Origin of the sequence: Mesorhizobium japonicum MAFF 303099 (assembly GCF_000009625.1) — a bacterium.
GTDB lineage: Bacteria > Pseudomonadota > Alphaproteobacteria > Rhizobiales > Rhizobiaceae > Mesorhizobium > Mesorhizobium japonicum.
Window position 1 is genome coordinate 6,588,022 of the sequence record NC_002678.2, and the last position, 23,005, is coordinate 6,611,026.

The following is a 23,005-nucleotide window of genomic DNA, read 5'->3' on the forward strand; positions in this document are numbered from 1 at the left end:
ACAAGCTGCCGGAAAAGTACCGCGACCGTGCCAGGGCGATCAGAGCCCGCGTTGCCGAGATTGACGGGCTGATGGTTCCGTGCCAGCCGCAGGACGTTCGCGCCTCGGTGGTCCGCATGGCCGGACAGTTCCGCGACCAGCCCGATATCGACCACGCCGACATGGCAGGGGAATTCCTCGCCGCATGCCGCGACCTGCCGGCATGGGCAATCTGCGAAGCAGCCAGCGACTTTCTTGCTGGCCGCGTCGACAATCACACCGGGCAGTTCATGCCGACATGCGCCGAGTTCGCCAAGCGGGCGAGGGCAATCATGATGCCGTTCCTGTCCGAGCGTGCCGCGCTGCGCACTGAAGCCTCGAAACTGATCGAGCGCGCGACCGACGATCACAAGCGCCACCTGGTCGAGATGGAACGGCAGGATCCTGGAGTGCGCAGCCGGGTAGCCGCGTTGGCCGAAGCGGTCACCGCCGGCGCGTTGAAACGTCAGGCCTTGCCACACCTCGGGCTGAACGTAGCCGAGCAAAAGCGCATCGACGCGCTCAAGCGGCCTCGTCAGGAAATCTCAAAGCTTGAGCAAACCAAAATCGTGAAAGGTCGGTCATGAGCAATTCGGCAAAATGGTTCATCGCCAGGATCGGCATGGGTGGCGCGAAGGCGGCCAAGGATCGCATTGGAACGCCGGAGGAGAGGAAGGGTGAGATCGTTGCCGAACGGTCGATCCGCGACGCTGGCTTTGAGTGCTACTACCCGCGCATGCGCAAAGAGATCATCCACCACCGGACGAACGTGCGCATCGTGCGGCGCTTTCCGCTGTTCACCGGGTATATCTTCGTTGCATTGCCGTCGGCCAACGGCGAATACCTCAAGGACTGCGACGGGCTCGGCCGGCTGCTCAGCTATGACGGCGAGTTCGGCAAGCCTTGGCAGGTTCCGACAGGCGCGGTCGAGAGCTACATGCGCGCCGAAGCCGATCTCGAGTTCGACGACACCAAGGAATCGAGGATCAAGCGTAAGCTCGAAGGCAAGACCAGGCGCGAGACGATCGCTATGACGTTCCCCGAGGGCCAAGCCATCCGCGTCAAACAGGACTGGCAACACAAGCACATGCTCGCCGGCTTCCACGGCGAGGTGGTCAGCGTCACAGGTCGCGGCACCGTCAAGAGCATGATTGAACTGTTCGGGCGCCTGGTAGCGGCTGAATTCGATGCCGACGATATCGAGCCCTATCCGTCCCGTGCGGCCTGAGCTTCTGCGGCAGGGGTGGCTGGCGCGTACCGCGTTAATACCTGGTCGACCCTTCGTGGGCTCTCCAAGGTGAAAGCGCATTTGACGGCTCACGACGTCGGATTCAATATACCCCGGAACGGCGGCCACGACGCCTTTGCCGCGTGTATCGATCTGGACGACGGCAACTACGCGCCACATGTACAGAGCCCTGCGCCAGAGGGAGGCAATCAGGCGAAGAGCCGAACCCCGTCGGGGGAGCAGTCAGCATCGGAAAATATTGCGCCAAAGGCCCGAGAGATCGGCAGCGTTCTCGGTTTGATTCTGATACGTTCCTTAAGCAAAACAGTTTTTTAACAGCCTGCTACTTAGATTAGGTCGCAGTGCGGACTGAGACAGACTCTTGTCAGGTCCATATTACCCTAATCCGGTGCAAGGGAGTATCCTTGAATGAAGAGCCGATTGCTTTGGGGTCTTGTGTGCGGCGCAGCAGTGGCAACGCTACACATCGTAAGCTTACCCGCGATCAGTACTGCGGCGGAAATGGTCGTAGTTCCGCTCGACGTGGACGTGTACGACCATCCGGGCGGCGAAGGGAAGCCTCGCAAGAAGAACTTGCGGGCCAACAGCACCGTCACCCTCCTGGTCAAGCGGAAGGACCATTGGTGCCATGTCGAAGGGGACGCAGTGCCCGGGGGAAAGGGCTGGGTATGGTGCGGCATAGGCGGCGACCAAAAAAATTATGCGCTAATGCCGGCTCGAACGGGAACAATCCCGATTAGCCAAATCCCGGGAGCTACCGGAGAGGTGCTCCCAGCTGGCACAACTGGCGGGGGAGGACCAGGAACTCCATAGGGATCCCCTTGCACTTCTACCCAAGCAGAAAGATTTTCGCGAGCGGAGCAGGAAGCAATGGAGCAGATCAGACAGTACCTCTTAGTCGTGGCAGTTTGCGGGTTCGGCGTGACCACTCACCAAGCGCTCGCTGCCCCGGCTGAGGAGCACCATACGCTCACGCTTACCCCAAACTCGGCGTGGGATTCGTGGCAGGACCGACTTTTTCATGATACGCCAGTCATCGGCACTTTTACGGGCCATGGGGTTACCTGCGTTAAGTATAACGCGTTCCCAGGACCCATTCAGGGGAAAGTGGGATTCGGTCAAGGGGAATGGGGCAGCGACCCTTGCATGTCGTTCATCGTCGAGCACACGGTGGGATTCGATACAGGGCCATACAGGCAAATCCCCAGCAAACGACTTGATCGGGTCGTCCTGACATATGACGAGGCTCCGTTCGCGGCCTGCACAGTGTTTGTTGGCTCGCCCTACAGTAATTGTTGGCAGGGCGGGAGCGGTGCGGCGGTCGACAAGCCTACAGGGTGTGTCACGGTCCGTGTCCCCAATATCGATTGGCAGAACCGGGGAGGGCCCAAAGGTTTGATGCCGTTCAACACCAAGCCGGGAACGACCCAGATTCGCCGCGGCGAGTGGGACGTGACAGAAGCCTTCCGATGGCAAGCCGATACGGGTATGCCAATTGGTGGGAATCCTGGTTTCGGTTTCACCCTCGGGTCACCCTTTACATCCACCAAGCAGTTGACCGCAGAAGACAACACCGTGTGTGTGTCGGATGTGAAAAACGTTCGACTGATCGTGGACTACACGACCTTTCCGGACGACGTTTTTGTTCAACCGAAGTAGGCTGCTACTGACCGTGGCGATCACAAGTCCGTAACGCCGCCTATCGCGGGGATTTCGATTTTCCGTAGGATAGGCTTTGGAACGCATCAAGAACATCGCTTGCATTCTGGCGCACAGGTGATTTATCATTTGTGCTCAGGTGATTTGGCTGTTCTGTAGCGGACCTCCGTCGGAGGGAATACTCGCCGGGCCATAGGGGAGAGTTTCACCACTCCCCGCATAGATTGAATGCGCCTATTGTTTCGGTTTTTTCAAGGCAGTCAGTCTGGCGACCAGCGAAGTGTATTGGTAAACGGCCTTCAGAAGCTCTTTCGCCAGTTCGATGGCGATTTCAGACTCTTCTTTGCCAATCGAGTCGTAGTCTTTTGCTTCAATATGGGCAGCGTCATTGCCAAGGATTCGAAGCTCGTCGGCTGCGGAAAGAAGTTCGCTCGGGATAACAGCAACTGTCCCTAGAGCGGCAAGGCGGGTCTTGAGATCCTTCCCGGTTGCGCTCTTGTTGTCACAAAGTTCTTCCAGCGTTCTGCGGACCATCAGGGCGGACGCTCTGTAGCAATTGGCGGCGTGACAGCGAATCGCCTCCTCTAAGCTGGATAATATATCTGACGGAAGATTGCTTGCGTCGAAATCGATGACCTCTGGCGGGAAGCTTTCGATCTCGCCGTATTTGTCTTCCATTACGAAGACGAGCTTTCTACATGTCGTGTTGGGGCATCTTCGCATGCCGGCTATATCGAAAGTATTGGTTGTAGCACCGCTCGGGTGCCGTTTCGCTTGGACATTGTAGCGTAGGTCGCTGCAGCCGTCGAAGCCGGAGAACGATGCCGCGTGATGGCAATGAGGGCAGCGCAGATTGATGATTTTAAACGCGACATGCGCTGTGTCCTTCACTTCAAAAGTAGTCATGTTGCCCCTCAAGAATGTGTTGACCAAACCGCCAACGGATGACAGCGCGGGAAGCCACTTGAGACTTAAATGGATTGCCTCAACATGGCTGCCATCATTTCGCGGCAGGACTTCAGCAGATAAATTGAAAATGCCCCTGGTGGCAGAAGATCAGATACTGATCTGCGGTGACCACCATATGAAATCCGCGCCGGCGAACCTCAGCTTCCAACAGTGCATGCGATGCAAAATGATTGACGCTGTCAATCTTGCGGCGGACCACACCGCCAGACGTGGCTTGGCGAGATTGAAAGACCTGCTGAATCCAAGGCGCGCCACGGAGCCCTCTCGGTGCTCGTCCCATTAATCGTCTCCCCAATTCCCTGTATTCACCAAGGTAAAATAGATGGCTCCGACCGACAAGGAGCGTCCCTTTGAACAGGCTTGCCGCACATGAAGGCTAGAGCCGGCCTAGGCTCCCTGTTCCAATAGCATGACGACCTGCTGCACTGATTCATTGACGGTGTACCCGTGGGCGCCGTCTTTGCCGCCAGCATCGGTCACGATCCGTGTCCCATCGTCAGTCTTCAGCACCGCAACAACATGTGCAGGGTTGATGAAAACGGTGGTGCCGTCGAATTCTCGGACAAATTTACAGAATGCCATTGTCGATTCCCCCCTATTTGACTGGACTTTGACACAGCAATGGCCAAAGCGAAACTGTCCGATGAGGTTAAGACCTACATCGTTCAAGCCCTGGCGTGTTTCGACAGTCCGTCGACTGTCGCGGCCTCGGTCAAAAGGGAATTGGGCATAGAGGTCAGTCGCCAGCTGGTGGAAAGCCACGACCCGAGCAAAAAGGCGGCCGGCGGCCTGGCGCCAAGGTGGCGCACCCTGTTCGAGGAAACTCGCAAGGCCTTCCTCGAGGACACGGCTTCGATAGGCATCAGTCACCGCGCCGTCCGTCTTCGCGCCCTTCAGCGCATGGCCGACAAGGCCGAGAACATGGGCAACATGAGCTTGGCCGCACAGCTGCATAAGCAGGCCGCTGAGGAAGTGGGCAACGCCTACACGAACCGCCGAGAGTTGACGGGAAAGGACGGGAAGGACCTGCCGGTGCCAGTTTCTCCGGTCACAATCTTCCAGTTGCCCGACAATGGCAGGAGTTGAACACGGGCAGGGCGGTCCAACCATAGTTCGTCCACAGGCGGGGCCGCAAACGACCTTTTTGGCCTCGCCGGCCGATATCGCGATCTACGGCGGCGCGGCCGGTGGCGGCAAGACGTGGGCATTGCTCATGGAGCCGCTTCGGCATGTCGCCAATCCGGGCTTCGGAGCGGTGTTCTTCCGTCGCAACCTTACGCAGGTGAGGAATGAAGGCGGCCTGTGGGATGAAAGCGAAAAGCTCTATCCGGGCCTGAACGCGCAGCCACGATCGGCGCCCGATCTAAGTTGGACGTTCCCGGCCGGTGCCACCGTCTCGTTCGCGCACCTCGAGCACGAAAAGACGATCTACAACTGGCAGGGCGCGCAGATCCCGCTCATCTGCTTCGACGAGCTGACGCATTTCTCGGCCAAGCAGTTCTGGTACATGCTCAGCCGCAATCGCTCCATGTGCGGCGTGCGGCCCTACGTTCGAGCGACCTGCAACCCTGATGCTGATAGCTGGGTTGCCGAATTCATCTCTTGGTGGATCGACCAGGAAACTGGATTTGCTATTCCCGAGCGCGCCGGCGTCATCCGCTGGTTCATTCGCATCGGCGACACGATCATCTGGGCGAGCAGCCGAGAGGAGCTTGCTCATCACGTAAATCCGATCGACGGCGAGCCGATTCCGCCAAAGTCGGTGACGTTCATCCCGGCGAAGCTGAGCGACAATGCTTTGCTGATGGCCGCTGACCCCGGCTACCTCGCCAACCTGATGGCGCAGCCGACAGTAGAGCGGGAGCGCCTTCTCGGCGGGAACTGGAAAATCCGGCCGGCTGCTGGCCTGCTCTTCCAGCGTGGCTGGTGCGAAGTGGTGGACGCAGTGCCCGCCGGCGTCACATGGATGCGTGGTTGGGACTTGGCCTCAACGCCGAAGGTCGAAGGCAACGATCCTGACGGCACGGCAGGGACGAAGATCGGAAAGCTACCCGACGGGCGTTACATCGTCGGACACCACGTCAAGGACTTTCTTTCTCCTGCCGGCGTCGAGCGCCTGATCAAGAACACGGCCGAGGCCGACGGCAGGAATGCGAAAATCTCGCTTCCTCAAGACCCCGGGCAGGCGGGTAAGTCGCAGGTGGCGAACTTGGTGAAACTGCTCATCGGGTTCGATGCCAGGGCAACGCCAGAATCCGGCGACAAGGTTACGCGGTTCAGCCCGTTCTCTGCGCAGGCTGAAGCCGGCAATGTGATGGTTCTCCGCGCGCCTTGGAACGAAGCATGGTTCTCCGCGCTCGAAGGCTTCCCTGAAGCAGCGCACGACGATGACGCCGACAGCACAAGCCGGGCATTCAATGCCCTGATCGATGCCAGCACCTATACCTTGGCCAATATCTAGGAGCCGGCATGGGCAACATCATTTCGCTCGCCAGGGACAGCCTGACCAATCTCGTATCCCGCATGGGGACGGGCAGGGACAAGGCGGCGTCGAGCTATTACGCTTTCACGCCTCTGTCGGATGCCGAACTGATGGCGGCCTATCGTACCGCATGGTTGCCGAGGAAGATCGTCGACATCCCGGCATTCGATTCTGTCCGCGCTTGGCGCGACTGGCAGGCCAAGGGAGACAAGATCGAGCCTATCGAGGCCGAGGAAAAGCGGCTCAACGTTCGGGGCAAGATATTTGAAGCCAAGGTCAAGGCGCGACTCTGGGGCGGTGCCGCAATCCACATCGGAACCGGAGAGGCAAACCTTGCCGAGCCCTTGAACATCGAGCGGATCGGCAAAGGTGGCTTGAAATACGCCACGGTGCTAACCCGGCGCGTCCTTCGTGCTGGCGAAATAGAGCGCAATGTCGACAGCGAATACTATGGCTTGCCGAAAACGTTCAGCCTGACTTCTGCCGGCAATGCTCAGGTCGAAATTCACCCATCGCGACTGGTCATCTTTCAGGGCAACGCCCAACCAGATGACGACTTGACGCTGAGCGCTGAGACCTTTTGGGGCGATAGTGTGCTCCAGTCTGTCATCAACGCGGTCAAACAGGCCGACGGCACCGCGGCGAATATCGCGTCCCTCGTCTTCGAAGCGAAGATCGACATCATCAAGGTGCCGAACTTCATGGCGAGCCTGGCCAGCGAGGACTACAAGGCCAAGATCCTGGAGAGGTACACCTTGGCCAACACCGCCAAGGGCATCAACGGCACGTTGCTCCTCGACAAGGAAGAGGAATACGAGCAGAAGTCGGCGTCATTCGCCACGCTGCCTGATGTGCTCGATCGCTTTCTGCAGATCGTCTCGGGCGCTGCCGATATCCCGGCAACACGGCTTCTTGGCCAAGCCCCTGCCGGAATGAACTCGACGGGCGAATCCGATCTTCGCAACTATTACGACCGCCTCAGCGCCATGCAGGAAGTCGAGATGACGCCGGCCATGCACCGCTTGGATGAGGCGTTGATCCGCTCTGCTCTCGGCTCTCGACCTTCCGACGTCTATTATGAATGGGCGCCGCTCTGGGGCATGTCGGAGAAGGAAAAGGCCGACGTCTTCAAAACCAAGGCCGACGCTGGCCGAACTCTTGCCGGCGGCAACGGTCAATCGCCGCTGATCCCGATCGATGCTCTCTCCGAGGCCCTGGTCAACGCCTTCGTCGAAGATGGCTCCCTGCCTGGATTGGAGGCTGCTATCGATGCGTTCGGCACGCTAGCTGAGCAGGAGCCGAGCCAGGAAGAAATTGCGGCTGCAGCGGCCGCCGCCAGTCAGAACGCAGGGCTTTAATAGACGCGATGATCCCATAGGTCATACGTTTCAATCCCGCGTTGCCGGCACCACGCTGACGCAAAGGCTTGGGCCTCGTCCATGGCAGCGTCAGTTCGATCAAGGTCCTTGGCGACGATCCAACCGGACTCGGTCGTTTCTCCGCTGTCTGGGTCGAATACAGTCACTTTGAAGATCAGTTGTCTGCCTGCTCTTGATACATCGAGCGTGACAGTCCGGTCGGCGGGCATAAGCCACTCCACGGCGGCAATATAGAGCGATCATCATAATGCAATTTACCGACGCTGTAACTGTCGCGGGAACGCGCCGGACCGCCGACGGCTACCTGGTAGCGACGGCAAGGGCTGTCCGCACCGGTATCCAGCTTTACGCCGGCCATGAGGTCGGCAAGCCGGATCAGGAAGTCGTTCGGGTCTATCGGGCCGCCGATCAGGTGTTTTCGACCGAGAGCCTGCAATCCTTCTCCCATGCCCCGATCACGGTCGACCATCCCGACGAAGAGGTGTCCGCCGAGAACTGGAAAGCTCTCTCGGTTGGTGAAGTCAGCACCGCCGCCAAGCAGGACGGCCAGTGGGTGATGCTTCCGCTGATCCTGAAGGACGCGGCCGCGATCAAGTCGGTGATGGATGGCAAGCGGGAACTGTCCGCCGGCTACACCTGCGATCTGGATTTCACGCCCGGCGTTACGGCCGACGGCGAGCCCTACGACGCGCAGCAGCGCGGCATCAGAATCAACCACCTGGCGCTCGTCGATCGAGCTCGGGCCGGTTCAAAAGCTCGCATCGGTGACGATGGGGGACCGTGGGGCGCCGCCCCGATTTCAACCACTGACAAGGAGACCATCACCATGAGTGATGCACTTCGCACTGTGGTCGTGGACGGACTGTCGGTGACCACCACCGATCAGGGCGCCCAGGCCATTTCCAAGCTGCTCAAGGATCTCGAATCCTCGGCGGCAAAGCTGGTCGATGCTCAGACGAGGTATCAGGCCGCACTCGCCGCCAAGGATGCCGATCTGGCGAAGGCCCACGCCGAACGCGACGCGGCCAATGCCAAGGTGCTTTCGGATGCCGACCTCGACAAGCGTGTCGCGGCCCGCGCCGACCTGATCACCAAGGCCAAGGCGATCGCCAAGGACGTCAAGACCGATGGTCTGTCCGACAGCGCAATCCGCAAGGCCGCAGTCACCGCCGCGCTCGGCGATGCTGCCGTCAGGGACAAGGCCGACGCCTATATCGATGCCCGCTTCGACATCCTGGTCGAGGACGCGGCGAAGAAGTCCGGCGGTGCCGATCCTTTTCGTCAGGTCGTCCAGAACGGACTGCAGACGGCGGACAACACCAACGGGGCCGCTGCAGCCCACAACGCCATGGTCCGCGACATGTCGTCGGCCTGGATGATGAAGAAGGAGGCCTAATCCATGCCGGCCATTCAGACCAACTACAGCGCCCAGCATGCGCGCTGGATCGAGGGCATGGTCCTCAACATGGAGCCGTCCGACATCGTGTCCCGCCTTTGCGAGGACGCGGAAGGGATTGGCTTCGGCAAGGTCGCGGTCCAAGGCACGGCTGACAACCAGGTCGTGGACAGCGAAGCCACCGTCAAGTTCTGCGGCATCGCAGTGCTCGACAGCACCCAGCCGACCGGCAAGTACGAGCAGTACGCCACGGCGGCAATCATGAAAAAGGGCGTCATCGTCGTCCAGGCTTCGGTCGCGGTCGCCGTCGGCGATCCCGTCTACTACGTCCCGGCAACCGGCGTTCTCACGAACTCCGCGTCCGGCAACACCCTCATCGCCAACGCTCAGTGGGATACCAGCACCGCCGGTGCCGGCCTCGCTGCGCTGCGCCTCGGCTAACAGGAGCGGCCACAATGAACGCACACATCATGCAGGACGCTCAGCAAGTCGCGATGAGCTTCCTTATCCGTCAGGCCTCGTTGATCGAGCCGACGGTCTACGCGATGCGGTATCAGGACATCCAGTATGCCAACCTGATCCCGGTCGACACTTCGGCGCCGGAGTGGATCCAGTCCGTCACCTACTTCTCGATGGATTCGGTCGGTCAGGCACAGTGGTTCAACGGCAACGCGCACGACGTGCCCAAGGTCGAACTGACCCGCGAGAAGTTCGAGACCACCGTTTCTATGGCGGCGATCGGCTACGGCTACAATCTCGAGGAACTCGGCACCGCTCAGTTGCTTGGCATGAACCTGAATCCCGACAAGGCCACGACTGCGCGGCGCGCCGCCGAGGAAAGGATCGACAGTACTGCCTTTATCGGCGATGCCGCCAAAGGCTTCTCGGGTCTGGTCAATTCCTCGACCCCGACCGCAACTCAGGCGCCGGCGGACGGTACGGGTTCGGCCCGCACCTTCGCATCGAAGACGGCGGACCAGGTGCTGCGTGACGTCAATACACAGATCACCGGCATCGCCACGGACACGCTCGGCAACGAGCTCGCCGACACGATCCTACTGCCGTACTCGATCATGCTGGACCTTTCCCAGCGCCGCATCGACACGGTGAACCAGACCACGATACTCGAATGGGTGATGCAGAAGAACGTCTACACCTTGACGACCGGTGCGCCGCTCACGGTTCGAGGCCTGTTCGGCTACCTCGAAACGGCAGGCACCGGTTCTTCCAAGCGTATGGTTGCGTATCGGCGTTCGCCGGAGGTGCTGAAAATGCACGTCCCGATGCCGTTCCGCTTCCTGCCAGCCTGGCAGACCGGGCCGATCAAGTTCGATGTGCCTGGCATCTTCCGCGTCGGCGGCGTCGACATTCGCCGGCCGAAGGCCGTGCGCTATCTCGACGGGATCTAAGGAGGCGATGATGAAGATCACAAACGCCTCTCAAGGTCCGCGCGGGATTCACACCGTGGAAGGTCTGCGGATTATCCCTGTCGGCGGATTTATCGAGGCAGAGGTTTCGGCGGTCGAGCTGAAGGGCGCGAAGGAGACCGGATGGTTCAGCATCGAAGGATCGAAGGCCGACAAGCCCCATGAGCCTGGCGATGCAAAGACGGCGGCCGAAGTCCTCGCTCTGGCCGACGGCAACTTCATGGCGTTCAAGTCGGCGGCTTCCAAGCTGCTCGGCGACAAGACACCTGAGAAGAAGGCCGAGATCGTCGCGGCTCTCGAAGATCTGGCAACGAAGCCGGAGTAACGACCATGGCCGGCTACGGATCGGATAACGCCCTCAAGGCGTATTGGGACGCGGCCGGGTATACCTATGCGGCGGATGCCCCGTTTGCAGCGCTCAGGCAGCGGGGCAGCGCCTATATCGACGGGACTTATGGGCTGCGGTTTACGGGCCAGCCGACCGGTGGAATTGATCAAGAGCGAGCTTGGCCCAGGACAGGCGCAACCGCCTATGGTGCCGCGCTTGCATCTGACCTGATCCCCACGAGGGTTGAGCAGGCCAGCTACGAGGCCGCCTACGTCGAATTGAAAAAGCCGGGCTCGCTGTCGATCTCATTCGACCCGGCGCAACGTGTGAAGCGCCAGAAGGTCGACGTCATCGAGCGCGAATTTTTCGAGCCCGGGGACAATGGCAACATTTTCGCGCCGAATGCTCCTGTCTCGACCATTATCGAAGGCTTACTCGCCCCGTTGATCGGGCCTGTCTATGGCCTGCCGGCCATTATGGTGGTGTGACGTGGGTTTTTACGACGAGATGGCCGGTGTCGCCACCGACCTGCTGACCGAGTTCAACCAGGGCGTCGTCAAGTTGAAGCGCGAGACGCCTGGCGTGGTCGATCCCGAACAGCCGTGGATGCCAGTCGAGCCGACTGTGCAGATTTGGCCGCTCAATGCCGTCGTGAAGCGCATACACCAGCGCTATGAGGACGGCATCCTGATCGTCGAGACCGGCGACATGGTGACGTTCGCCGTGCCGGCCGTCGTTCCGCAGCTGAGCGATTTCCTTGCCATCGACGGCACCGACCGCGCCATCACAAACCTGACGTCTATTCCGCCGGCAGGTGTCGTCGTGGCCTACAAGGCATGGTGCGCCGCCTAATTCACCTACTTCACCTGCGCGGGTACGATGACTTTGTAAATGTTGCCGCAGCCAGGCGGTGTCGGCACCTTCACGCAGCGTTCGATAAGGGATCGATCCCCTTTGGATAGGTCGGCAGTAGCGATGTTCTTCAGTTTGATTGTGATTATGTTGCCGCGATTGCTCTCGTTTGCCGACTCCGCGCTTGCGCTCGGAGCGATGGTTCCGCCAGCCAAGGGTATATTTGCAGTTGTAATTCCGATCTTGCCATCACTGGTGGCCTTGGCGCTTACATTGAACTGAACAGATACTTCGTCGACCAGAAGTCCGTACTTGTCTTGGCCGGCAAGCTTTCGATTTAGTGTAGTTAGACCATCGCCAACTTGACCCATAGCGCTGGCTACTGAGATTGTGGGCGGGTCGGCGACTTCCGCAGTCGTGTAGGTTCCGCAAGCGGACAGAAAAATAGATGCAAAGACAGATGCGCATACAATTCGAATGCTCATGATCCCCTCCTATTCTCAATTCCTTGAGCAGAGAGACTTTAAGCTGGTGCTACATTAGAGTCGAGAGAAAGTATAATGCTCGTCCGCCTCACGCCTCGTCAGCGCTTCGAGATTCTTGTCTCTCAGTTCGAACCAGCCGTTCGCGCCGGCTTCATCGAGGCGATCGACGATATAACCTCGAACATAGTCCTGCGCCGAATTGTCGAGCGCCTGGAGCGCGGCGACATCAACGGCGCGGTCAATGCCATGAACCTCGACCCGGCAGCCTTCCGGCCACTGGATGAAGCGATCAGGGCGGCATTCAACGGCGGCGGCGTCGCCACTGTCGACGCCATGCCAACCCTGCGTGACCCATCCGGCCATCGCATCGTGGTTCGCTGGGATGCGCGCAATCTAGCAGCAGAGCAATGGATACAGACGCATTCTAGCCAGCTGATCACCGGCATCGTCCAGGACCAACAGACCGCGATCAGGGCTGCCTTGGAGACAGGGCTGGCACGCGGGGAGAATCCGACGAAGACCGCGACGGCTGTTATCGGCAAGGTCAGCGCCGTCACTGGTAAGCGCGAAGGCGGGTTGATCGGGCTCACCACAGCGCAAAGCGAATACATTGCCCGAGCCCGCCAAGAGCTGCTTACTGGCGAGCCCGACCAGTTGAAGGCCTATCTGAACCGGCAGCGTCGCGACAAACGTTTCGATCGCACGATCACAGCGGCGATCCGAGATGGTAAACCAATCCCTACCGCATTGGTCGACAGGATCACCGGGCGGTATGCGGACAGCCTTTTGAAACTGAGGGTCGACACCATCGGTCTGCATGAGACCTTCGCCGCCTTGGGCGCCTCGAAAGACATCGCGTTCCGCCAGCAGATCGAGAAGGGCACCCTTCAGGCCCAGCACATCACCAAGGGCTGGAAGCATACGCCGCAGGAGCACGGCAGGATGCAGCATATCGCCATGCAGGGGCAGGTAGTGCCGTTCGATCAGTCGTTTACCGCGCCTGACGGGACGGCCATTCCTTACCCGCATGCGCCTGGCGTTCCGACCAGGCACACGCTCGGATGCAAGTGCTTCGCCGAATACAAGATCGATTTCGTAGCTCAGTTGGTGCGGTAGTGGCCTCCTTTGCCGCGACGGTCGGCGCTTGGTGCCTGACGGTGCCGATCGCCGTCGAGATTGTGTTTAAGGAATCGGCACAAGAGCTTGTTTCCCAACTCGACCAGCTGCTGGCCGACGAAGTTTACGCCAAGCCGCAGGCGTCCTGCTACAAGCGAACCGGCTTCCTCCGCGCCTCTTTGATGGCGTCAACCTCGGCAATGCCAACGCTGTCGCGGGACAACCCAGGCGTAGCAGTGCCGCCTGACCTTGGCGACGTCATCCTGGTGATAAATGGCGCCGATCTCGGCGATACGCTCTACCTCGGCTACACGGCCAACTATGCGGCATTCGTGCATTACGGGGCCAACGGCACGACGCCGCGGCCTTGGGTGACGATGGTGGCGCAGCGCTGGGTCATGATCGTCGAGGCCAAGGCGGCCGAAGTGAAGACGCGACTGGGGCTCTGAAATGCCATCCATTGAGACCCAGATCTGGCTAGCCTTGAAGGCGAGGGTCGCCGCGTTGACCCTAACACCGGCCTTGCCCGTCGCATGGCCGAATGAGGATTTCATCAAGCCGATCACCGGCTATCTCCGTGTCACTCACGTCCCCAACGTCAATCGCCGGCTCTTCATCGGCTCAACCGAACCTCACCAGCGCATCGGGCTTCTGCAGGTCGACGTATTCAGCAAGAAAAACCAGGACGCGTCCGTCGCGGCTGAGATTGCCGGGCAGGTCGCGGCGTGGTTCCCGACCGATCTCCGGATGACCTACGGCACCGTCTCGGTTCGCGTCACCAAGGCGCCTGACGTCGCCCAAGCCATCGCTGATGACACGCACTGGCTGGCGCCGACGAGCGTCGAATACGAGTGCTTCGCATAGCCGCTTCGCCCTTCGGCAAGGCCAGTCCCCAAAACCTGAAAGGAGGCAGCAATGCCTATCAAAGTGTCCCCTGTGGCGGGCAGCCGCTTCTATATCGGCTCGGCTCCCGTCGACGTCCCCGATACCGACGTGACCGAAGCCGATTTCTCGGCAGTGACGTGGATCGAGGTCGGCCAGTACGAGACCATGGGCAATTCCGGTGATTCCGCCCAAGGCAACACGGTCAATCTGCTGAACCGTCGCCGCACCTACAATTGGAAAGGCTCGCGGCAGGCTCCGCAGCGCTCCGACAACTTTGCCCTGAACACGAGCGACCCCGGCCAGCTTGCCATGATCGCGGCCGAAGCTACGGACTTCAACTATCCATTCAAGGTCGAGCTCAACGGCGCTCCAATCCCGAAGTCCGCCACCGCGATCATCACCATCGCGTCGCCGGGCGTCGTGACGTGGACCGGCCACAACCTTGCGGCCAACACCGCAGTCAAGTTCTCCACCACTGGCGCGCTGCCTACCGGTCTGACCGCCGGCACGAGCTACTACGTGAAGACGGTTCTCGACGCCGACACGTTCACCCTTTCCGCCACGAAGGGCGGCCCCGTGATCGCCACGACTGGAACCCAATCTGGAACCCACACCGCCACTACCATTCCGTCAGGTCCGCAGCGCCTGTTCATGGGCCAAGTGTTGGCGGCAGAGGAAGGCATGGGCGGTGCAAACAATGCACAGATGCTGAACTGCACGGTGCTGCCCAACACGAACTACGTCCGCGTCGCGGCGCTGGGCTGATAGGAGGCTGAGATGAAAGTGTTCAATCGCGGGGCCGAGGCCCACAAGTTGTCGCACAAGGGCGAGGAATATCTTCTCGCCCCTGGCAATCACGTCGAACTGGAACTGACCCACGCGGAAGCGAAGGCCATGCCGTCGCCTTTCGAAGCCACGGGTACGCCGATCAAGGCACCTAAGGCCGAGCCGGAGAAAAAGGCATGAGCAAGCCAGCATTGGGCGCCGGGAACGTCGAGATTGAGCTCGACGGCGAGACTGTTGTACTTCGCCCGTCACTGATGGCTGCACAAGCCATTTCCCGGCAGAGCGGCGGCATATCCAGTGCGGTCCGAGCCGTCGGCAACTACGATTTCGACGTGATCGTTTCTGTTGTCACGCTCGGCCTTGGGGCGACCGGTCAGGAAGCGAAGGCAATCCCTGAAAAGGTGTGGCGCACCGGTCTGACCGATCTCATTGTGCCTGTTTCGACCTACCTCACGATCATTGCCAATGGCGGCCGACCGATGTCGGGAGGAGAGGGAGAGCAGGACCCTCTGAAGAAAGAATAAGCCTCGCAGAGTTCTATGACGACCTCGCCGAGAAAGCTTTGGGCTGGCTCGGCTGGACTGAAGAGCAGACGCTTAGGGCCGACGTGAACGCAATCCTGGCCGGCCTGAATGGGCGAGGGGACATGATCGATTCGATCATATGCGCCGTATTTGGCGAACCCGAAAAACCGGCGATCGAGATCACCGCTCAGCCCATCAGCGAGGCCTATTTCGATGCGATGTTTGCGGTGGAATGAGGTGGCGAAGTGACTGTTGCTTCTCTCGGCATCGCCGTAGATTCGTCTCAGGCCGTCGCGGCAAAGACGAACCTCGACAACATGTCGGCAGCTTCGGCCAAGGCCGAGGCTGCGCAGAAGCGGCTGTCGTCGGCCTCGTCGGCCTCCAATGCGGCGCTCTCCAAGATCGCCGCGGGCATCGACCAGGCGAACGCCACGCTCGTCAAGCTGGCCAGCATCGCCGAGGGCAGCAATGCCTCGCTGGCCAAGCTGGTCTTCACTGCGGAAAAGACCAACACGACGCTGGCAAGCATCGGCACCGGCTCGACGCAGGTTGTGTCCGGCATCGGTAAAGTGGCCCCGGCGGCGGACAAGTCGACCAAAGCCCTCAATGACAACGCCAATGCAGCGCGGCTGACTTCGAACCAGATGCTCAATCTGTCGCGCCAAGGCAACGACGTCATCACCATGTTCGCCTTGGGTGCGTCCCCGGTGCAGATCTTTGCCTCCCAGATTGGCCAAGTCTACGACGCGTTGGAAAGCGGTCCGCGCGGCCTTCGCGGATCGCTGTCGGCCATCGGCGCTACGGCTAAATCGGCTGGGCAGGCGCTCCTCGCATTCATGGTGACGCCGGCTGGTCTTGCCGCTGGTGCTGGCGTAGCGGCTGTTGCTGGCCTTGCCACCTACATCATCTCGACGCGCAAGGAAGTGAAGAGCCTCGACGATCTGTTGAAGGATCATGCTTCCGTCTTGCGCGGTATTGGCGATATCTATGGATCGATCGCCGACAAGGCAAAGAGCGCCTTCTCCGTCTCGAACCTGAACGGTCTGCAATTGCTGTCGTCAGCGACGCAGGCCGGGCTGAAAATTCAGATTGCCAATCAGACACGCGGGTCGTTCGGCGACATCCTGATTGACCGGGGCGGCGGCGGATCGGGCAATCAGTTCGGTCCGCAAAATGTGGTTTCGTCGGAGTTCAAGCCATTCACGGATGCTATTGATTATCTGCGGAAAACAGCCCGCGAGGGAACGCCCGACATCATCGGCTTCCGCAAGATGGTCGAGGACAAGTGGGCGCTTGATCCGAACAATGCCGCGTTGACGGAATCGGCCGGCAAGCTGATCGATCTGACCAAGGACGCGGATGACGCCGCACGCGCGTTGAAGCAGTTGGAGATCGCCCAAGAGGCGCTTGCCAGGAGCGTGGGCCCCGGCGGCTTGCCCTTGCGTCGTGGCTCTCTCAGCACTGAAGACATGGGTGCCTATGAGCGATACCGGGCGGCCGGCTCTGTGTCGGCTGATCGCGCACAACAGTCATTCGATGCTCAGCGTCAGGGCCTCTATGCCCGTTCGCCAGCCGAACTGGCGGCCGCTGCTCGAGCTCAGGCCAGCGCCCAGTACAACGACAACGAGAACCCGGCGGAGCGTGCCCGGCGTATCGACATGGCCGGCCAGCAAGCCGCGCTTGCCGCGCAGCACGCCTTGGATGAAGCGCAGAAGGATCGGAAACGTTCGCTCGACCAGACGCTCGCCTCGCAGCAACTCGACCTTGACCTGATCGGCAAAACGACCGGTGCCGCTGAAGCGATGCGGATGCAGTCCAGTTGACGCAGCAGCTTCGTGAGGAAGCCGCGCGGAACAATGTCCCCGTCGATCAACAGGAACTCGAGCTGATCAAACAGAAGGCCGATGCCTATGGCAAGATGGCCGACCAGTTCGCGCGTGCTCAATTGGGAAATGATCTGGCGTTCGAGCGCTCCCAGCAATTCCTGTCTGCCGGCGAGCAGCAGATCGCCTCCCGCCTTCGCAACACCGGCATCGGCATGGACTCGCCGGAAGCGCAGCAAATGCGCGACATGGCCAAATTCGCTGACGCGAAGGGGCTGGCAGTCGGCTTCCTGACCGACTTCAAGTCGGAACTGCTGCGCAATGGTGGAGACGTCGGCAAGGCGCTCGGCGCGTCGATCCTGAACGCACTGACCAAGTCGGTGGACGATCAGTTGGGCAAGATCTTCGACACCATGGCGACCTGGTTGGCATCAGCGATCACCGGACAGCGGCCGGGTGTGGGCGGCGCGGCCGCGCTTGGGACCGCCGGCGGCTTCGCTGACATGATCTTCGGTGGCGCTTCGAACGATAACTATGCGCCGGGCGCGGTGACGCGCGCACCGCTTGCGGCAGTCGGCCGCAATATGGCGGCTTACGCGGCCGCCATCCGCTCGATCGAGAGCTCCGGCAGTGGCGGCTATTCGGCACTCGGACCGGTTCTGAAGAACGGCAACCAGGCTCTTGGTGCCTACCAAGTGATGAAGAGCAACCTGCCGTCATGGTCCCAGGATGCGCTAGGCGAGACTTTGTCGCCAAGTCAGTTCCTGGCCGACCCGTCCGCCCAGGATGCGATTTTCGAAAGGCAGTTCGGGAAGTATCTGACCAAATACGGCAACCCCCAGGATGCGGCGTCCGCCTGGTCCACCGGCGGCCCGCTATCGACCGGCGCCAAGGCCAAGGACGTGCTTGGCACTTCCGGCTCGGTCTATGTCGATAAGTTCAACACTGCTGTCGAAAAGGCATCCGGCAGTCTCGGGGGGCTGGATGACACCGTAACCAATACGGTGAAGAGCCTCGCGAGCGACATTGGAGGGCAGGGCGGTCTTGCCTCGATCCTGGATGGACTGAAGCCGGGAAATTTTCAGGCGAACACCACGCTCTCGGACATCCTTGGGTATTCCGGGGGCGGTGCATCCGCCGGCGGTTCGTCAGGCGGCGGCTTCCTGAGCTCGATCTTCAGCTTCATCCCGAAGCTGTTCGGGTTCGCCGACGGTACGGAAAGCGCCCCCTCTGGCTGGGCTTGGGTCGGCGAGCGCGGCCCGGAACTGCGCAAACTGCGCGCCGGCGACGTCATCCGCAACAATCCGCGGTCGATCCAAATGGCCCAGAACAACAACGGTGCGCCGCCTGCGACGCCGAAAATCGACCTCCACGTCACCGTCGTCGGAGGCTCCGGCGACGATCACATCCGCACGCTGTCGAGGCAGGGCGCGCAAGAGGCGATCAGCGAGTATCACCGGGGCCAGATCAACGGCGGCTTTGGCGAGACGCAGCGGCGCTACATTTCGCAGAAGGGTTGAGGGATGGGGCGCTACACCGATCTCCCCACGCTAGACGTCGACTTTCTGAAGCCTACGAAAATGTCATTCGATACCAAGGGTGGCGGTTTGGAAGGCGGCCGCAATGGTCTCGGGGAATCTGTCACGATCGAGACCAGCGGCGGCGGGGTTCTGGTCGGCTCCTATGAGGGCTGCGTGGTCAAAGATCGAGAGCAGCACGAATACATCAACTGGGTCGCCGCGCGCATGAATAGCTCCGTCAGGTTCATGAACGTGCCGATCCTGTCCGATTGGATGGGGCCTTTCCCGGTCGATGCGAGGAATATCCCTCAGCCTGTCATATCAGGCATCCCGCATTCCGATGGAGCGCTGTTTTCCGATGGCGCCGGATACAGCCAGCCAACCGTGATAAGCACGGTTGCGGCCGCTGGCCTCAATGCCGGACAGATCTATATCAGGATCTACGGTGCTTCCCGCAAATTGCGGTGGTCCGACTGGTTCTCGATCTATCACCCGACCAAGGGCTGGCGCGCCTATCGCTACTTTGACCCGAGCGATCCCACGGACGCCTTCGAAATCATCGACGGGGTATTCCGCTCCGGCAAGCAGTATCTGGTGTCGCTCGATCGGCCGCTGCGTGAAGCGGTGGTTAACGGCACCAGGGTTAAGTTCGATCGACCGCTTTGCGTGATGAAGTTCCCAGCCAGTTTCTCGCTGGCATGGGAAGCTGAAGGCTGGTGGCAGTCGTCGCCGACATTGCAATTCGTCGAGGGTTTCTGAGCCATGGGATGGCAGGACCTTGTCGGCTCCTACAGCCGGCAATATGTGCCGCAATCTGTTCTCGACCGCATGGCGTCGAGCCATATGCTCGGCATCTTCTTTCGGCTCGATACGGATCCCGGCCTGCACATCTGGGCCGGCGTCAACGACATACCGGCTGGCTTCGACAGTCTTGACGAGGATGGCACGGTCTATCTCGGCGGCGGCCGGCTGCTCAACATCCCGACGCTCGAGGTGCTGGTCAACGGGCAGAGTTCCAGTGTCGAATTCGGCATCTCCGGCATAGATCCGAATACTGCGGCCAATCTGCTCGACACCATGCCGGATGTGCGCGGCAAGGACCTGAAGATCGGCATTACCACGCTCGACGATTACTACCAGCCGACGAGCCCGATCATCGCGCTCTGGACGGGAACGGCGTCGCATCCGACGGAATCGAGCCCGGCTGTGTCCGGCACTGAAAATCCCACGACGACGATCACCCTGGCCACGGTATCGGGCAACAACACCAGGTCGCGAGCCTCGCTCTCTATCTGGTCGGGCCCGCACCAGAAGGCGATGTATCCGACCGACAAATTCTGCGACGGCACGGCGCGTCTGGCGCGCGGCGTCGCACCGGCCTGGCCGAATTACTGAGGTATTAGATGACGCTGGAAGAATATATCCGGCTGCCGCATCGCTGGCAGTGGGGCTACACCGACTGCACGCTGTTCGCGGCCGACTGGGTTGTCGCCGCGACGGGCAAGGATCCTGGCGCCGATTTGCGCGGCACCTATTTCGATGCGGATGCCGCTGTGGCCATCCTGCGCGCCTGTGGCGGCGCCGAGCGGCTGGTCGGCGCGAAACTCTCCGCTCTGGGCTTCCAGCGCGTCCAGACGCCGCGCGACGGCGATATCGGGATGGTTCGCGCGCTGACCGGCTTCGACGCCGGTGTTGAGGTCAAGGAAATCCCCGGCATCCGCTTCGGCCCGCTCTGGGCTGTCATGTCGGCGCGCGGCGCCATCGTCAAGCATCTCGAATGGACTGGCGTGGCATGGCGCATAGCGTGAACCCGTTCGACGATGCCCTGCGCCAGGCGCTGGTGACAGCGTCGCGCAAGGGCACTTACAATCCCGGCATCGGCGCGTTCGAGACGGCGACGACACAGGAGATCGTCGCCCAAGGCTGGAGCGGCGAATATCGCTGGCCGGTCCATCGCGACCCGATCTTCACGCCGATCTTCACCGCCATTCTCGGCAGCGGCGGTTTCTCGCTCTTCGGTGCGACCATCTCCTACGCGGCGATCGCGTCGGCGATCGTCACCACGGCGATTGTCGCCGGCGTGCAATATCTCCTGACGCCGAAGCCGCCGAAACCGGAGGACGGCCGTGCGCCGCTCACGCAACCGATCCCCTATCGCTTCTGGGGTGTCGGCGAGGCCAGGCTGGCCGGCGCGATGATGCTATGGGAGGCGCTCGACAACCGCATGTTCTCGGTACAGGCCATCGTCGGCCACCGCATCAATGCCTACACCGGCTACTACATGAACGACGACAAGGTCGCAGTCGTCGGCGGCCACGTTCAATCCCCCGGCGCAGGTCGCTACGTCGATGATGACAGAGATCTTGTCTTTATCTTCCCTCGCCTTGGCGTGGTGCCTGAAACGCCGATCGCCGATTTCGTTACCCTCCTAAGCGGCCAAGGCATCTGGACGAACGATCATCGCGGCGATGGACAGGCCTCCGTCGGAATGATCTGCATCGGCCCCGGGGCCGACAATTTCCTGAAGAGCTTCCCCTATGGCAAGCCGGCGCTGTCGGTTGTTGCCGAGCTTGCCCTGGTCTGGGATTTCCGCAACCCGTCGCAAAGTCCTGAAGACCCCTCGACCTGGGCGTTCACCCGCAATCCTATCCTTCACCTCGCCTGGCACGAATGTTTCAACCCGTTCGGCACCAAGCGAGATTTCCGCAAGGCGCTGCTGCCTGTTCTCGACATGTGGCAGGAGGAAGCCGATGTCTGCGACGAGGATGTGCCAAGGGCTTCCGGCGGCACGGAAAAGCGCTACGAATGCGGCGGCTTCGACACGACCGAGCACGATCCGAAAAGCGGCACCAATGCCATCCTAGCGACGTGCGACGGCTGGATGTGCGAACGCGGCGATGGCGCCTTGCTTGTCGTCGCCGGCAAGTTCCGCGAAAAATATGTCGCCACGCTGACCGATGCCGACATCGTCGGCCACACCGTGCAGCATGACGTGTTGCCGGAGGAAGAAGTCAATCAGTTCATCCCGAAATTCACCTATCCGGCGACGGACTATACGACGACGGATACCGACTACTTCGAGGATACTGCAGCGCAAATCGCGGCTGGTCGCGTGTTGCCGCAGGACGGCAACTATATCTGGTGCCAGCAATGGCGCCAGGCTCGCCGGCTGGGCAAACGCGAATTTGCCCGTGCGCGCGCCAAGAAGCGCGGCACGCTCGACGTCAGGTTCACGGGCATCAATGCCATCTACGCGCCGTGGGTTCGGCTGAACACCCCGCGTCGGTTGCCGTCGCTCAACGGCAAGTTGATCAACAACCGCCGGTCTGTCCTGACGGTGTCGCGCGGCGGTTTCCAGATGACCTTTGTGATGATGCCCAACGATATCGATGCCTGGGACCCGGCGGTCGATGAAGGATCGGCGCCGCCAGTGCCGCCAAAGCCGGTATCGGACGGCATTCCGATCCCGATCATCGATACAGCGGTGGCAGTCTCCGGCGGCGGCACCGTGTACATCCGCGTCGTGCTGATCGATCCGAACCGGATCGATGTCACGCCGGTTGTTCACTACCGGATATCGGATGTCGGCGGCGGCGTTCCCGGCGCCTGGGTGGAGCAGAAGTTCCCGGGCGCGACACCGTCAGGCGGCCTTATCCCCCTCAACACAAATCCAGTGCCTGCCAACAACTCGATCGACATTCAGGCCGCCTATATCGGCTCCAACAACAGCTATGGCACGTGGACAAGCACGGTGACCCTGGTCTCGACGGTTGACACGACGCCGCCGGCCGCCGTCTCCAGCGTTGTCGCGACGGGCAGTGTCGGCCAGGTCGCGCTCACCTGGAACACGCCGAATTCCGGCAACTATGTCGCCACCAACATCAGACGCAACACCGTGAACAATGAGGGCACCGCGACCCTCGTTCGCACGGAATACGGCGCGCCGTCGTCGGCCGATGCCTGGACGGACGCCGGGCGCGCGGCCGGCACCTATTACTATTGGCTGCGCTCGGCGAACGGATCCGGTGTCGAAAGCACCACAAGCGTCGCCACCGGGCCGAAAGTCGTCACCTAAAGCCCACTCGATCATTCTCATTCGCTCGTCTG

General features: G+C 60.9%; 31 protein-coding genes. 25 read left to right on the forward strand and 6 right to left on the reverse strand.

Annotation, left to right across the window (positions count from 1 at the left end):
• Positions 1-116 precede the first annotated feature (116 nt).
• The 3 genes from MAFF_RS32500 to MAFF_RS32510 all read left to right on the forward strand — a co-directional run bounded on the left by MAFF_RS32500 (position 117) and on the right by MAFF_RS32510 (position 2,926).
• Entirely contained in the window at positions 117-605 is a 489-nt protein-coding gene (locus tag MAFF_RS32500) for a hypothetical protein (protein ID WP_157866113.1), read from the forward strand.
• Entirely contained in the window at positions 602-1,246 is a 645-nt protein-coding gene (nusG, locus tag MAFF_RS36735; RefSeq protein ID WP_048894820.1) for a transcription termination/antitermination protein NusG, read from the forward strand. The genes MAFF_RS32500 and nusG overlap by 4 nt, the downstream gene beginning before the upstream one ends.
• An 891-nt stretch (positions 1,247-2,137) precedes the next feature.
• A complete protein-coding gene (locus MAFF_RS32510; RefSeq protein WP_044549996.1) occupies positions 2,138-2,926 on the forward strand; it encodes a hypothetical protein in 789 nt (262 codons plus the stop codon).
• 234 nt (positions 2,927-3,160) lie between these two features.
• Here the strand turns inward: MAFF_RS32510 and MAFF_RS32515 are convergent, their stop codons facing one another.
• The 3 genes from MAFF_RS32515 to MAFF_RS32525 all read right to left on the reverse strand — a co-directional run bounded on the left by MAFF_RS32515 (position 3,161) and on the right by MAFF_RS32525 (position 4,477).
• Positions 3,161-3,832, reverse strand: a complete 672-nt coding sequence (locus MAFF_RS32515; RefSeq protein WP_010915278.1) for a DUF4145 domain-containing protein — start codon at positions 3,830-3,832, stop codon at positions 3,161-3,163.
• Between the two features lie 112 nt (positions 3,833-3,944).
• On the reverse strand, positions 3,945-4,175 hold the full coding sequence (locus MAFF_RS39520) for an N-(5'-phosphoribosyl)anthranilate isomerase (protein WP_157866114.1): 231 nt from the start codon (positions 4,173-4,175) through the stop codon (positions 3,945-3,947).
• 107 nt (positions 4,176-4,282) lie between these two features.
• A complete protein-coding gene (locus tag MAFF_RS32525) occupies positions 4,283-4,477 on the reverse strand; it encodes a hypothetical protein (RefSeq protein WP_044550003.1) in 195 nt (64 codons plus the stop codon).
• Positions 4,478-4,516: 39 nt separating this feature from the next.
• Between MAFF_RS32525 and MAFF_RS32530 the strand changes: the two genes are divergently transcribed.
• From MAFF_RS32530 to MAFF_RS32540, 3 genes are read left to right on the forward strand one after another with little or no spacing between them, the layout of a single operon-like run.
• Positions 4,517-4,981, forward strand: coding sequence for a DUF2280 domain-containing protein (locus MAFF_RS32530; RefSeq protein WP_010915279.1), 465 nt, complete (start codon positions 4,517-4,519; stop codon positions 4,979-4,981).
• Positions 4,968-6,356 (forward strand): phage terminase large subunit, encoded by a 1,389-nt coding sequence (gene terL, locus MAFF_RS32535; RefSeq protein ID WP_010915280.1) that lies wholly within the window; start codon positions 4,968-4,970, stop codon positions 6,354-6,356. The genes MAFF_RS32530 and terL overlap by 14 nt, the downstream gene beginning before the upstream one ends.
• Positions 6,357-6,364: 8 nt before the next feature.
• Complete coding sequence (locus MAFF_RS32540) at positions 6,365-7,735, forward strand: DUF1073 domain-containing protein (RefSeq protein ID WP_010915281.1); 1,371 nt, start codon at positions 6,365-6,367, stop codon at positions 7,733-7,735.
• Here the strand turns inward: MAFF_RS32540 and MAFF_RS32545 are convergent.
• On the reverse strand, positions 7,732-7,965 hold the full coding sequence (locus tag MAFF_RS32545; RefSeq protein WP_157866115.1) for a hypothetical protein: 234 nt from the start codon (positions 7,963-7,965) through the stop codon (positions 7,732-7,734). The genes MAFF_RS32540 and MAFF_RS32545 overlap by 4 nt on opposite strands.
• A gap of 38 nt (positions 7,966-8,003) precedes the next feature.
• Between MAFF_RS32545 and MAFF_RS32550 the strand changes: the two genes are divergently transcribed.
• Genes MAFF_RS32550 through MAFF_RS32575 form a run of 6 tightly spaced genes read left to right on the forward strand, consistent with a single transcriptional unit; the run spans position 8,004 to position 11,759 of the window.
• Positions 8,004-9,152 carry a DUF2213 domain-containing protein gene (locus tag MAFF_RS32550; RefSeq protein ID WP_010915283.1) on the forward strand — a complete coding sequence of 383 codons (1,149 nt, stop codon included), beginning with the start codon at positions 8,004-8,006 and terminating at the stop codon, positions 9,150-9,152.
• Between the two features lie 3 nt (positions 9,153-9,155).
• Positions 9,156-9,593, forward strand: coding sequence for a structural cement protein Gp24 (locus tag MAFF_RS32555; protein WP_010915284.1), 438 nt, complete (start codon positions 9,156-9,158; stop codon positions 9,591-9,593).
• A 14-nt stretch (positions 9,594-9,607) separates the two neighbouring features.
• On the forward strand, positions 9,608-10,561 hold the full coding sequence (locus MAFF_RS32560) for a DUF2184 domain-containing protein (protein ID WP_032929657.1): 954 nt from the start codon (positions 9,608-9,610) through the stop codon (positions 10,559-10,561).
• Between the two features lie 7 nt (positions 10,562-10,568).
• Entirely contained in the window at positions 10,569-10,904 is a 336-nt protein-coding gene (locus tag MAFF_RS32565) for a hypothetical protein (RefSeq protein ID WP_010915286.1), read from the forward strand.
• A 5-nt stretch (positions 10,905-10,909) separates the two neighbouring features.
• The gene (locus MAFF_RS32570; RefSeq protein ID WP_010915287.1) at positions 10,910-11,395 is read left to right on the forward strand and encodes a DnaT-like ssDNA-binding protein; all 486 of its coding nucleotides are present in this window, start codon (positions 10,910-10,912) and stop codon (positions 11,393-11,395) included.
• Between the two features lies 1 nt (position 11,396).
• On the forward strand, positions 11,397-11,759 hold the full coding sequence (locus MAFF_RS32575; protein ID WP_157866116.1) for a hypothetical protein: 363 nt from the start codon (positions 11,397-11,399) through the stop codon (positions 11,757-11,759).
• A gap of 5 nt (positions 11,760-11,764) precedes the next feature.
• On the opposite strand, the gene MAFF_RS32580 is transcribed toward MAFF_RS32575, so the two are convergent.
• Complete coding sequence (locus MAFF_RS32580) at positions 11,765-12,244, reverse strand: hypothetical protein (RefSeq protein ID WP_157866117.1); 480 nt, start codon at positions 12,242-12,244, stop codon at positions 11,765-11,767.
• A gap of 75 nt (positions 12,245-12,319) precedes the next feature.
• On the opposite strand from MAFF_RS32580, the gene MAFF_RS32585 reads away from it, so the two are divergent.
• Genes MAFF_RS32585 through MAFF_RS32615 form a run of 7 tightly spaced genes read left to right on the forward strand, consistent with a single transcriptional unit; the run spans position 12,320 to position 15,791 of the window.
• Complete coding sequence (locus MAFF_RS32585) at positions 12,320-13,360, forward strand: hypothetical protein (RefSeq protein WP_010915289.1); 1,041 nt, start codon at positions 12,320-12,322, stop codon at positions 13,358-13,360.
• Positions 13,360-13,809: an HK97 gp10 family phage protein gene (locus tag MAFF_RS32590; protein ID WP_244420671.1), complete on the forward strand. Its 450-nt coding sequence runs from the start codon at positions 13,360-13,362 to the stop codon at positions 13,807-13,809. The genes MAFF_RS32585 and MAFF_RS32590 overlap by 1 nt, the downstream gene beginning before the upstream one ends.
• Before the next feature lies 1 nt (position 13,810).
• Entirely contained in the window at positions 13,811-14,224 is a 414-nt protein-coding gene (locus MAFF_RS32595) for a DUF4128 domain-containing protein (protein WP_010915291.1), read from the forward strand.
• Between the two features lie 51 nt (positions 14,225-14,275).
• Entirely contained in the window at positions 14,276-15,010 is a 735-nt protein-coding gene (locus MAFF_RS32600; protein WP_010915292.1) for a hypothetical protein, read from the forward strand.
• A 12-nt stretch (positions 15,011-15,022) separates the two neighbouring features.
• On the forward strand, positions 15,023-15,211 hold the full coding sequence (locus tag MAFF_RS32605; RefSeq protein WP_010915293.1) for a hypothetical protein: 189 nt from the start codon (positions 15,023-15,025) through the stop codon (positions 15,209-15,211).
• Entirely contained in the window at positions 15,208-15,555 is a 348-nt protein-coding gene (locus tag MAFF_RS32610) for a hypothetical protein (RefSeq protein ID WP_010915294.1), read from the forward strand. Before MAFF_RS32605 ends, MAFF_RS32610 begins: the two co-directional genes overlap by 4 nt.
• 38 nt (positions 15,556-15,593) lie before the next feature.
• Complete coding sequence (locus MAFF_RS32615) at positions 15,594-15,791, forward strand: hypothetical protein (RefSeq protein WP_044550014.1); 198 nt, start codon at positions 15,594-15,596, stop codon at positions 15,789-15,791.
• Positions 15,792-15,838: 47 nt separating this feature from the next.
• Here MAFF_RS32615 and MAFF_RS39525 read toward each other — a convergent pair whose 3' ends face one another.
• Entirely contained in the window at positions 15,839-16,084 is a 246-nt protein-coding gene (locus MAFF_RS39525) for a hypothetical protein (RefSeq protein WP_157866118.1), read from the reverse strand.
• 22 nt (positions 16,085-16,106) lie between these two features.
• On the opposite strand from MAFF_RS39525, the gene MAFF_RS32620 reads away from it, so the two are divergent.
• Genes MAFF_RS32620 through MAFF_RS32645 form a run of 6 tightly spaced genes read left to right on the forward strand, consistent with a single transcriptional unit; the run spans position 16,107 to position 22,973 of the window.
• Entirely contained in the window at positions 16,107-17,378 is a 1,272-nt protein-coding gene (locus MAFF_RS32620) for a phage tail length tape measure family protein (protein WP_157866119.1), read from the forward strand.
• The gene (locus tag MAFF_RS32625) at positions 17,375-18,898 is read left to right on the forward strand and encodes a hypothetical protein (RefSeq protein WP_044550017.1); all 1,524 of its coding nucleotides are present in this window, start codon (positions 17,375-17,377) and stop codon (positions 18,896-18,898) included. Before MAFF_RS32620 ends, MAFF_RS32625 begins: the two co-directional genes overlap by 4 nt.
• A gap of 3 nt (positions 18,899-18,901) precedes the next feature.
• Complete coding sequence (locus MAFF_RS32630) at positions 18,902-19,657, forward strand: hypothetical protein (RefSeq protein ID WP_010915298.1); 756 nt, start codon at positions 18,902-18,904, stop codon at positions 19,655-19,657.
• A gap of 3 nt (positions 19,658-19,660) precedes the next feature.
• A complete protein-coding gene (locus tag MAFF_RS32635) occupies positions 19,661-20,293 on the forward strand; it encodes a hypothetical protein (protein ID WP_010915299.1) in 633 nt (210 codons plus the stop codon).
• A gap of 8 nt (positions 20,294-20,301) precedes the next feature.
• Entirely contained in the window at positions 20,302-20,706 is a 405-nt protein-coding gene (locus MAFF_RS37060; protein ID WP_010915300.1) for a DUF6950 family protein, read from the forward strand.
• Positions 20,691-22,973 carry a hypothetical protein gene (locus MAFF_RS32645; protein ID WP_157866120.1) on the forward strand — a complete coding sequence of 761 codons (2,283 nt, stop codon included), beginning with the start codon at positions 20,691-20,693 and terminating at the stop codon, positions 22,971-22,973. The genes MAFF_RS37060 and MAFF_RS32645 overlap by 16 nt, the downstream gene beginning before the upstream one ends.
• Positions 22,974-23,005: the final 32 nt, after the last annotated feature.

Coding starts and splice junctions, on each gene's coding strand:
- MAFF_RS32500 (WP_157866113.1), top strand. CDS start 117: ATGGCCGGACAGTTCCGCGACCAGCCCGATATCGACCACGCCGACATG.
- nusG (WP_048894820.1), top strand. CDS start 602: ATGAGCAATTCGGCAAAATGGTTCATCGCCAGGATCGGCATGGGTGGC.
- MAFF_RS32510 (WP_044549996.1), top strand. CDS start 2,138: ATGGAGCAGATCAGACAGTACCTCTTAGTCGTGGCAGTTTGCGGGTTC.
- MAFF_RS32515 (WP_010915278.1), bottom strand. CDS start 3,832: ATGACTACTTTTGAAGTGAAGGACACAGCGCATGTCGCGTTTAAAATC.
- MAFF_RS39520 (WP_157866114.1), bottom strand. CDS start 4,175: ATGGGACGAGCACCGAGAGGGCTCCGTGGCGCGCCTTGGATTCAGCAG.
- MAFF_RS32525 (WP_044550003.1), bottom strand. CDS start 4,477: ATGGCATTCTGTAAATTTGTCCGAGAATTCGACGGCACCACCGTTTTC.
- MAFF_RS32530 (WP_010915279.1), top strand. CDS start 4,517: ATGGCCAAAGCGAAACTGTCCGATGAGGTTAAGACCTACATCGTTCAA.
- terL (WP_010915280.1), top strand. CDS start 4,968: ATGGCAGGAGTTGAACACGGGCAGGGCGGTCCAACCATAGTTCGTCCA.
- MAFF_RS32540 (WP_010915281.1), top strand. CDS start 6,365: ATGGGCAACATCATTTCGCTCGCCAGGGACAGCCTGACCAATCTCGTA.
- MAFF_RS32545 (WP_157866115.1), bottom strand. CDS start 7,965: ATGCCCGCCGACCGGACTGTCACGCTCGATGTATCAAGAGCAGGCAGA.
- MAFF_RS32550 (WP_010915283.1), top strand. CDS start 8,004: ATGCAATTTACCGACGCTGTAACTGTCGCGGGAACGCGCCGGACCGCC.
- MAFF_RS32555 (WP_010915284.1), top strand. CDS start 9,156: ATGCCGGCCATTCAGACCAACTACAGCGCCCAGCATGCGCGCTGGATC.
- MAFF_RS32560 (WP_032929657.1), top strand. CDS start 9,608: ATGAACGCACACATCATGCAGGACGCTCAGCAAGTCGCGATGAGCTTC.
- MAFF_RS32565 (WP_010915286.1), top strand. CDS start 10,569: ATGATGAAGATCACAAACGCCTCTCAAGGTCCGCGCGGGATTCACACC.
- MAFF_RS32570 (WP_010915287.1), top strand. CDS start 10,910: ATGGCCGGCTACGGATCGGATAACGCCCTCAAGGCGTATTGGGACGCG.
- MAFF_RS32580 (WP_157866117.1), bottom strand. CDS start 12,244: ATGAGCATTCGAATTGTATGCGCATCTGTCTTTGCATCTATTTTTCTG.
- MAFF_RS32585 (WP_010915289.1), top strand. CDS start 12,320: ATGCTCGTCCGCCTCACGCCTCGTCAGCGCTTCGAGATTCTTGTCTCT.
- MAFF_RS32595 (WP_010915291.1), top strand. CDS start 13,811: ATGCCATCCATTGAGACCCAGATCTGGCTAGCCTTGAAGGCGAGGGTC.
- MAFF_RS32600 (WP_010915292.1), top strand. CDS start 14,276: ATGCCTATCAAAGTGTCCCCTGTGGCGGGCAGCCGCTTCTATATCGGC.
- MAFF_RS32605 (WP_010915293.1), top strand. CDS start 15,023: ATGAAAGTGTTCAATCGCGGGGCCGAGGCCCACAAGTTGTCGCACAAG.
- MAFF_RS32610 (WP_010915294.1), top strand. CDS start 15,208: ATGAGCAAGCCAGCATTGGGCGCCGGGAACGTCGAGATTGAGCTCGAC.
- MAFF_RS39525 (WP_157866118.1), bottom strand. CDS start 16,084: ATGCTTGCCAGCGTCGTGTTGGTCTTTTCCGCAGTGAAGACCAGCTTG.
- MAFF_RS32630 (WP_010915298.1), top strand. CDS start 18,902: ATGGGGCGCTACACCGATCTCCCCACGCTAGACGTCGACTTTCTGAAG.
- MAFF_RS32635 (WP_010915299.1), top strand. CDS start 19,661: ATGGGATGGCAGGACCTTGTCGGCTCCTACAGCCGGCAATATGTGCCG.
- MAFF_RS37060 (WP_010915300.1), top strand. CDS start 20,302: ATGACGCTGGAAGAATATATCCGGCTGCCGCATCGCTGGCAGTGGGGC.
- MAFF_RS32645 (WP_157866120.1), top strand. CDS start 20,691: ATGGCGCATAGCGTGAACCCGTTCGACGATGCCCTGCGCCAGGCGCTG.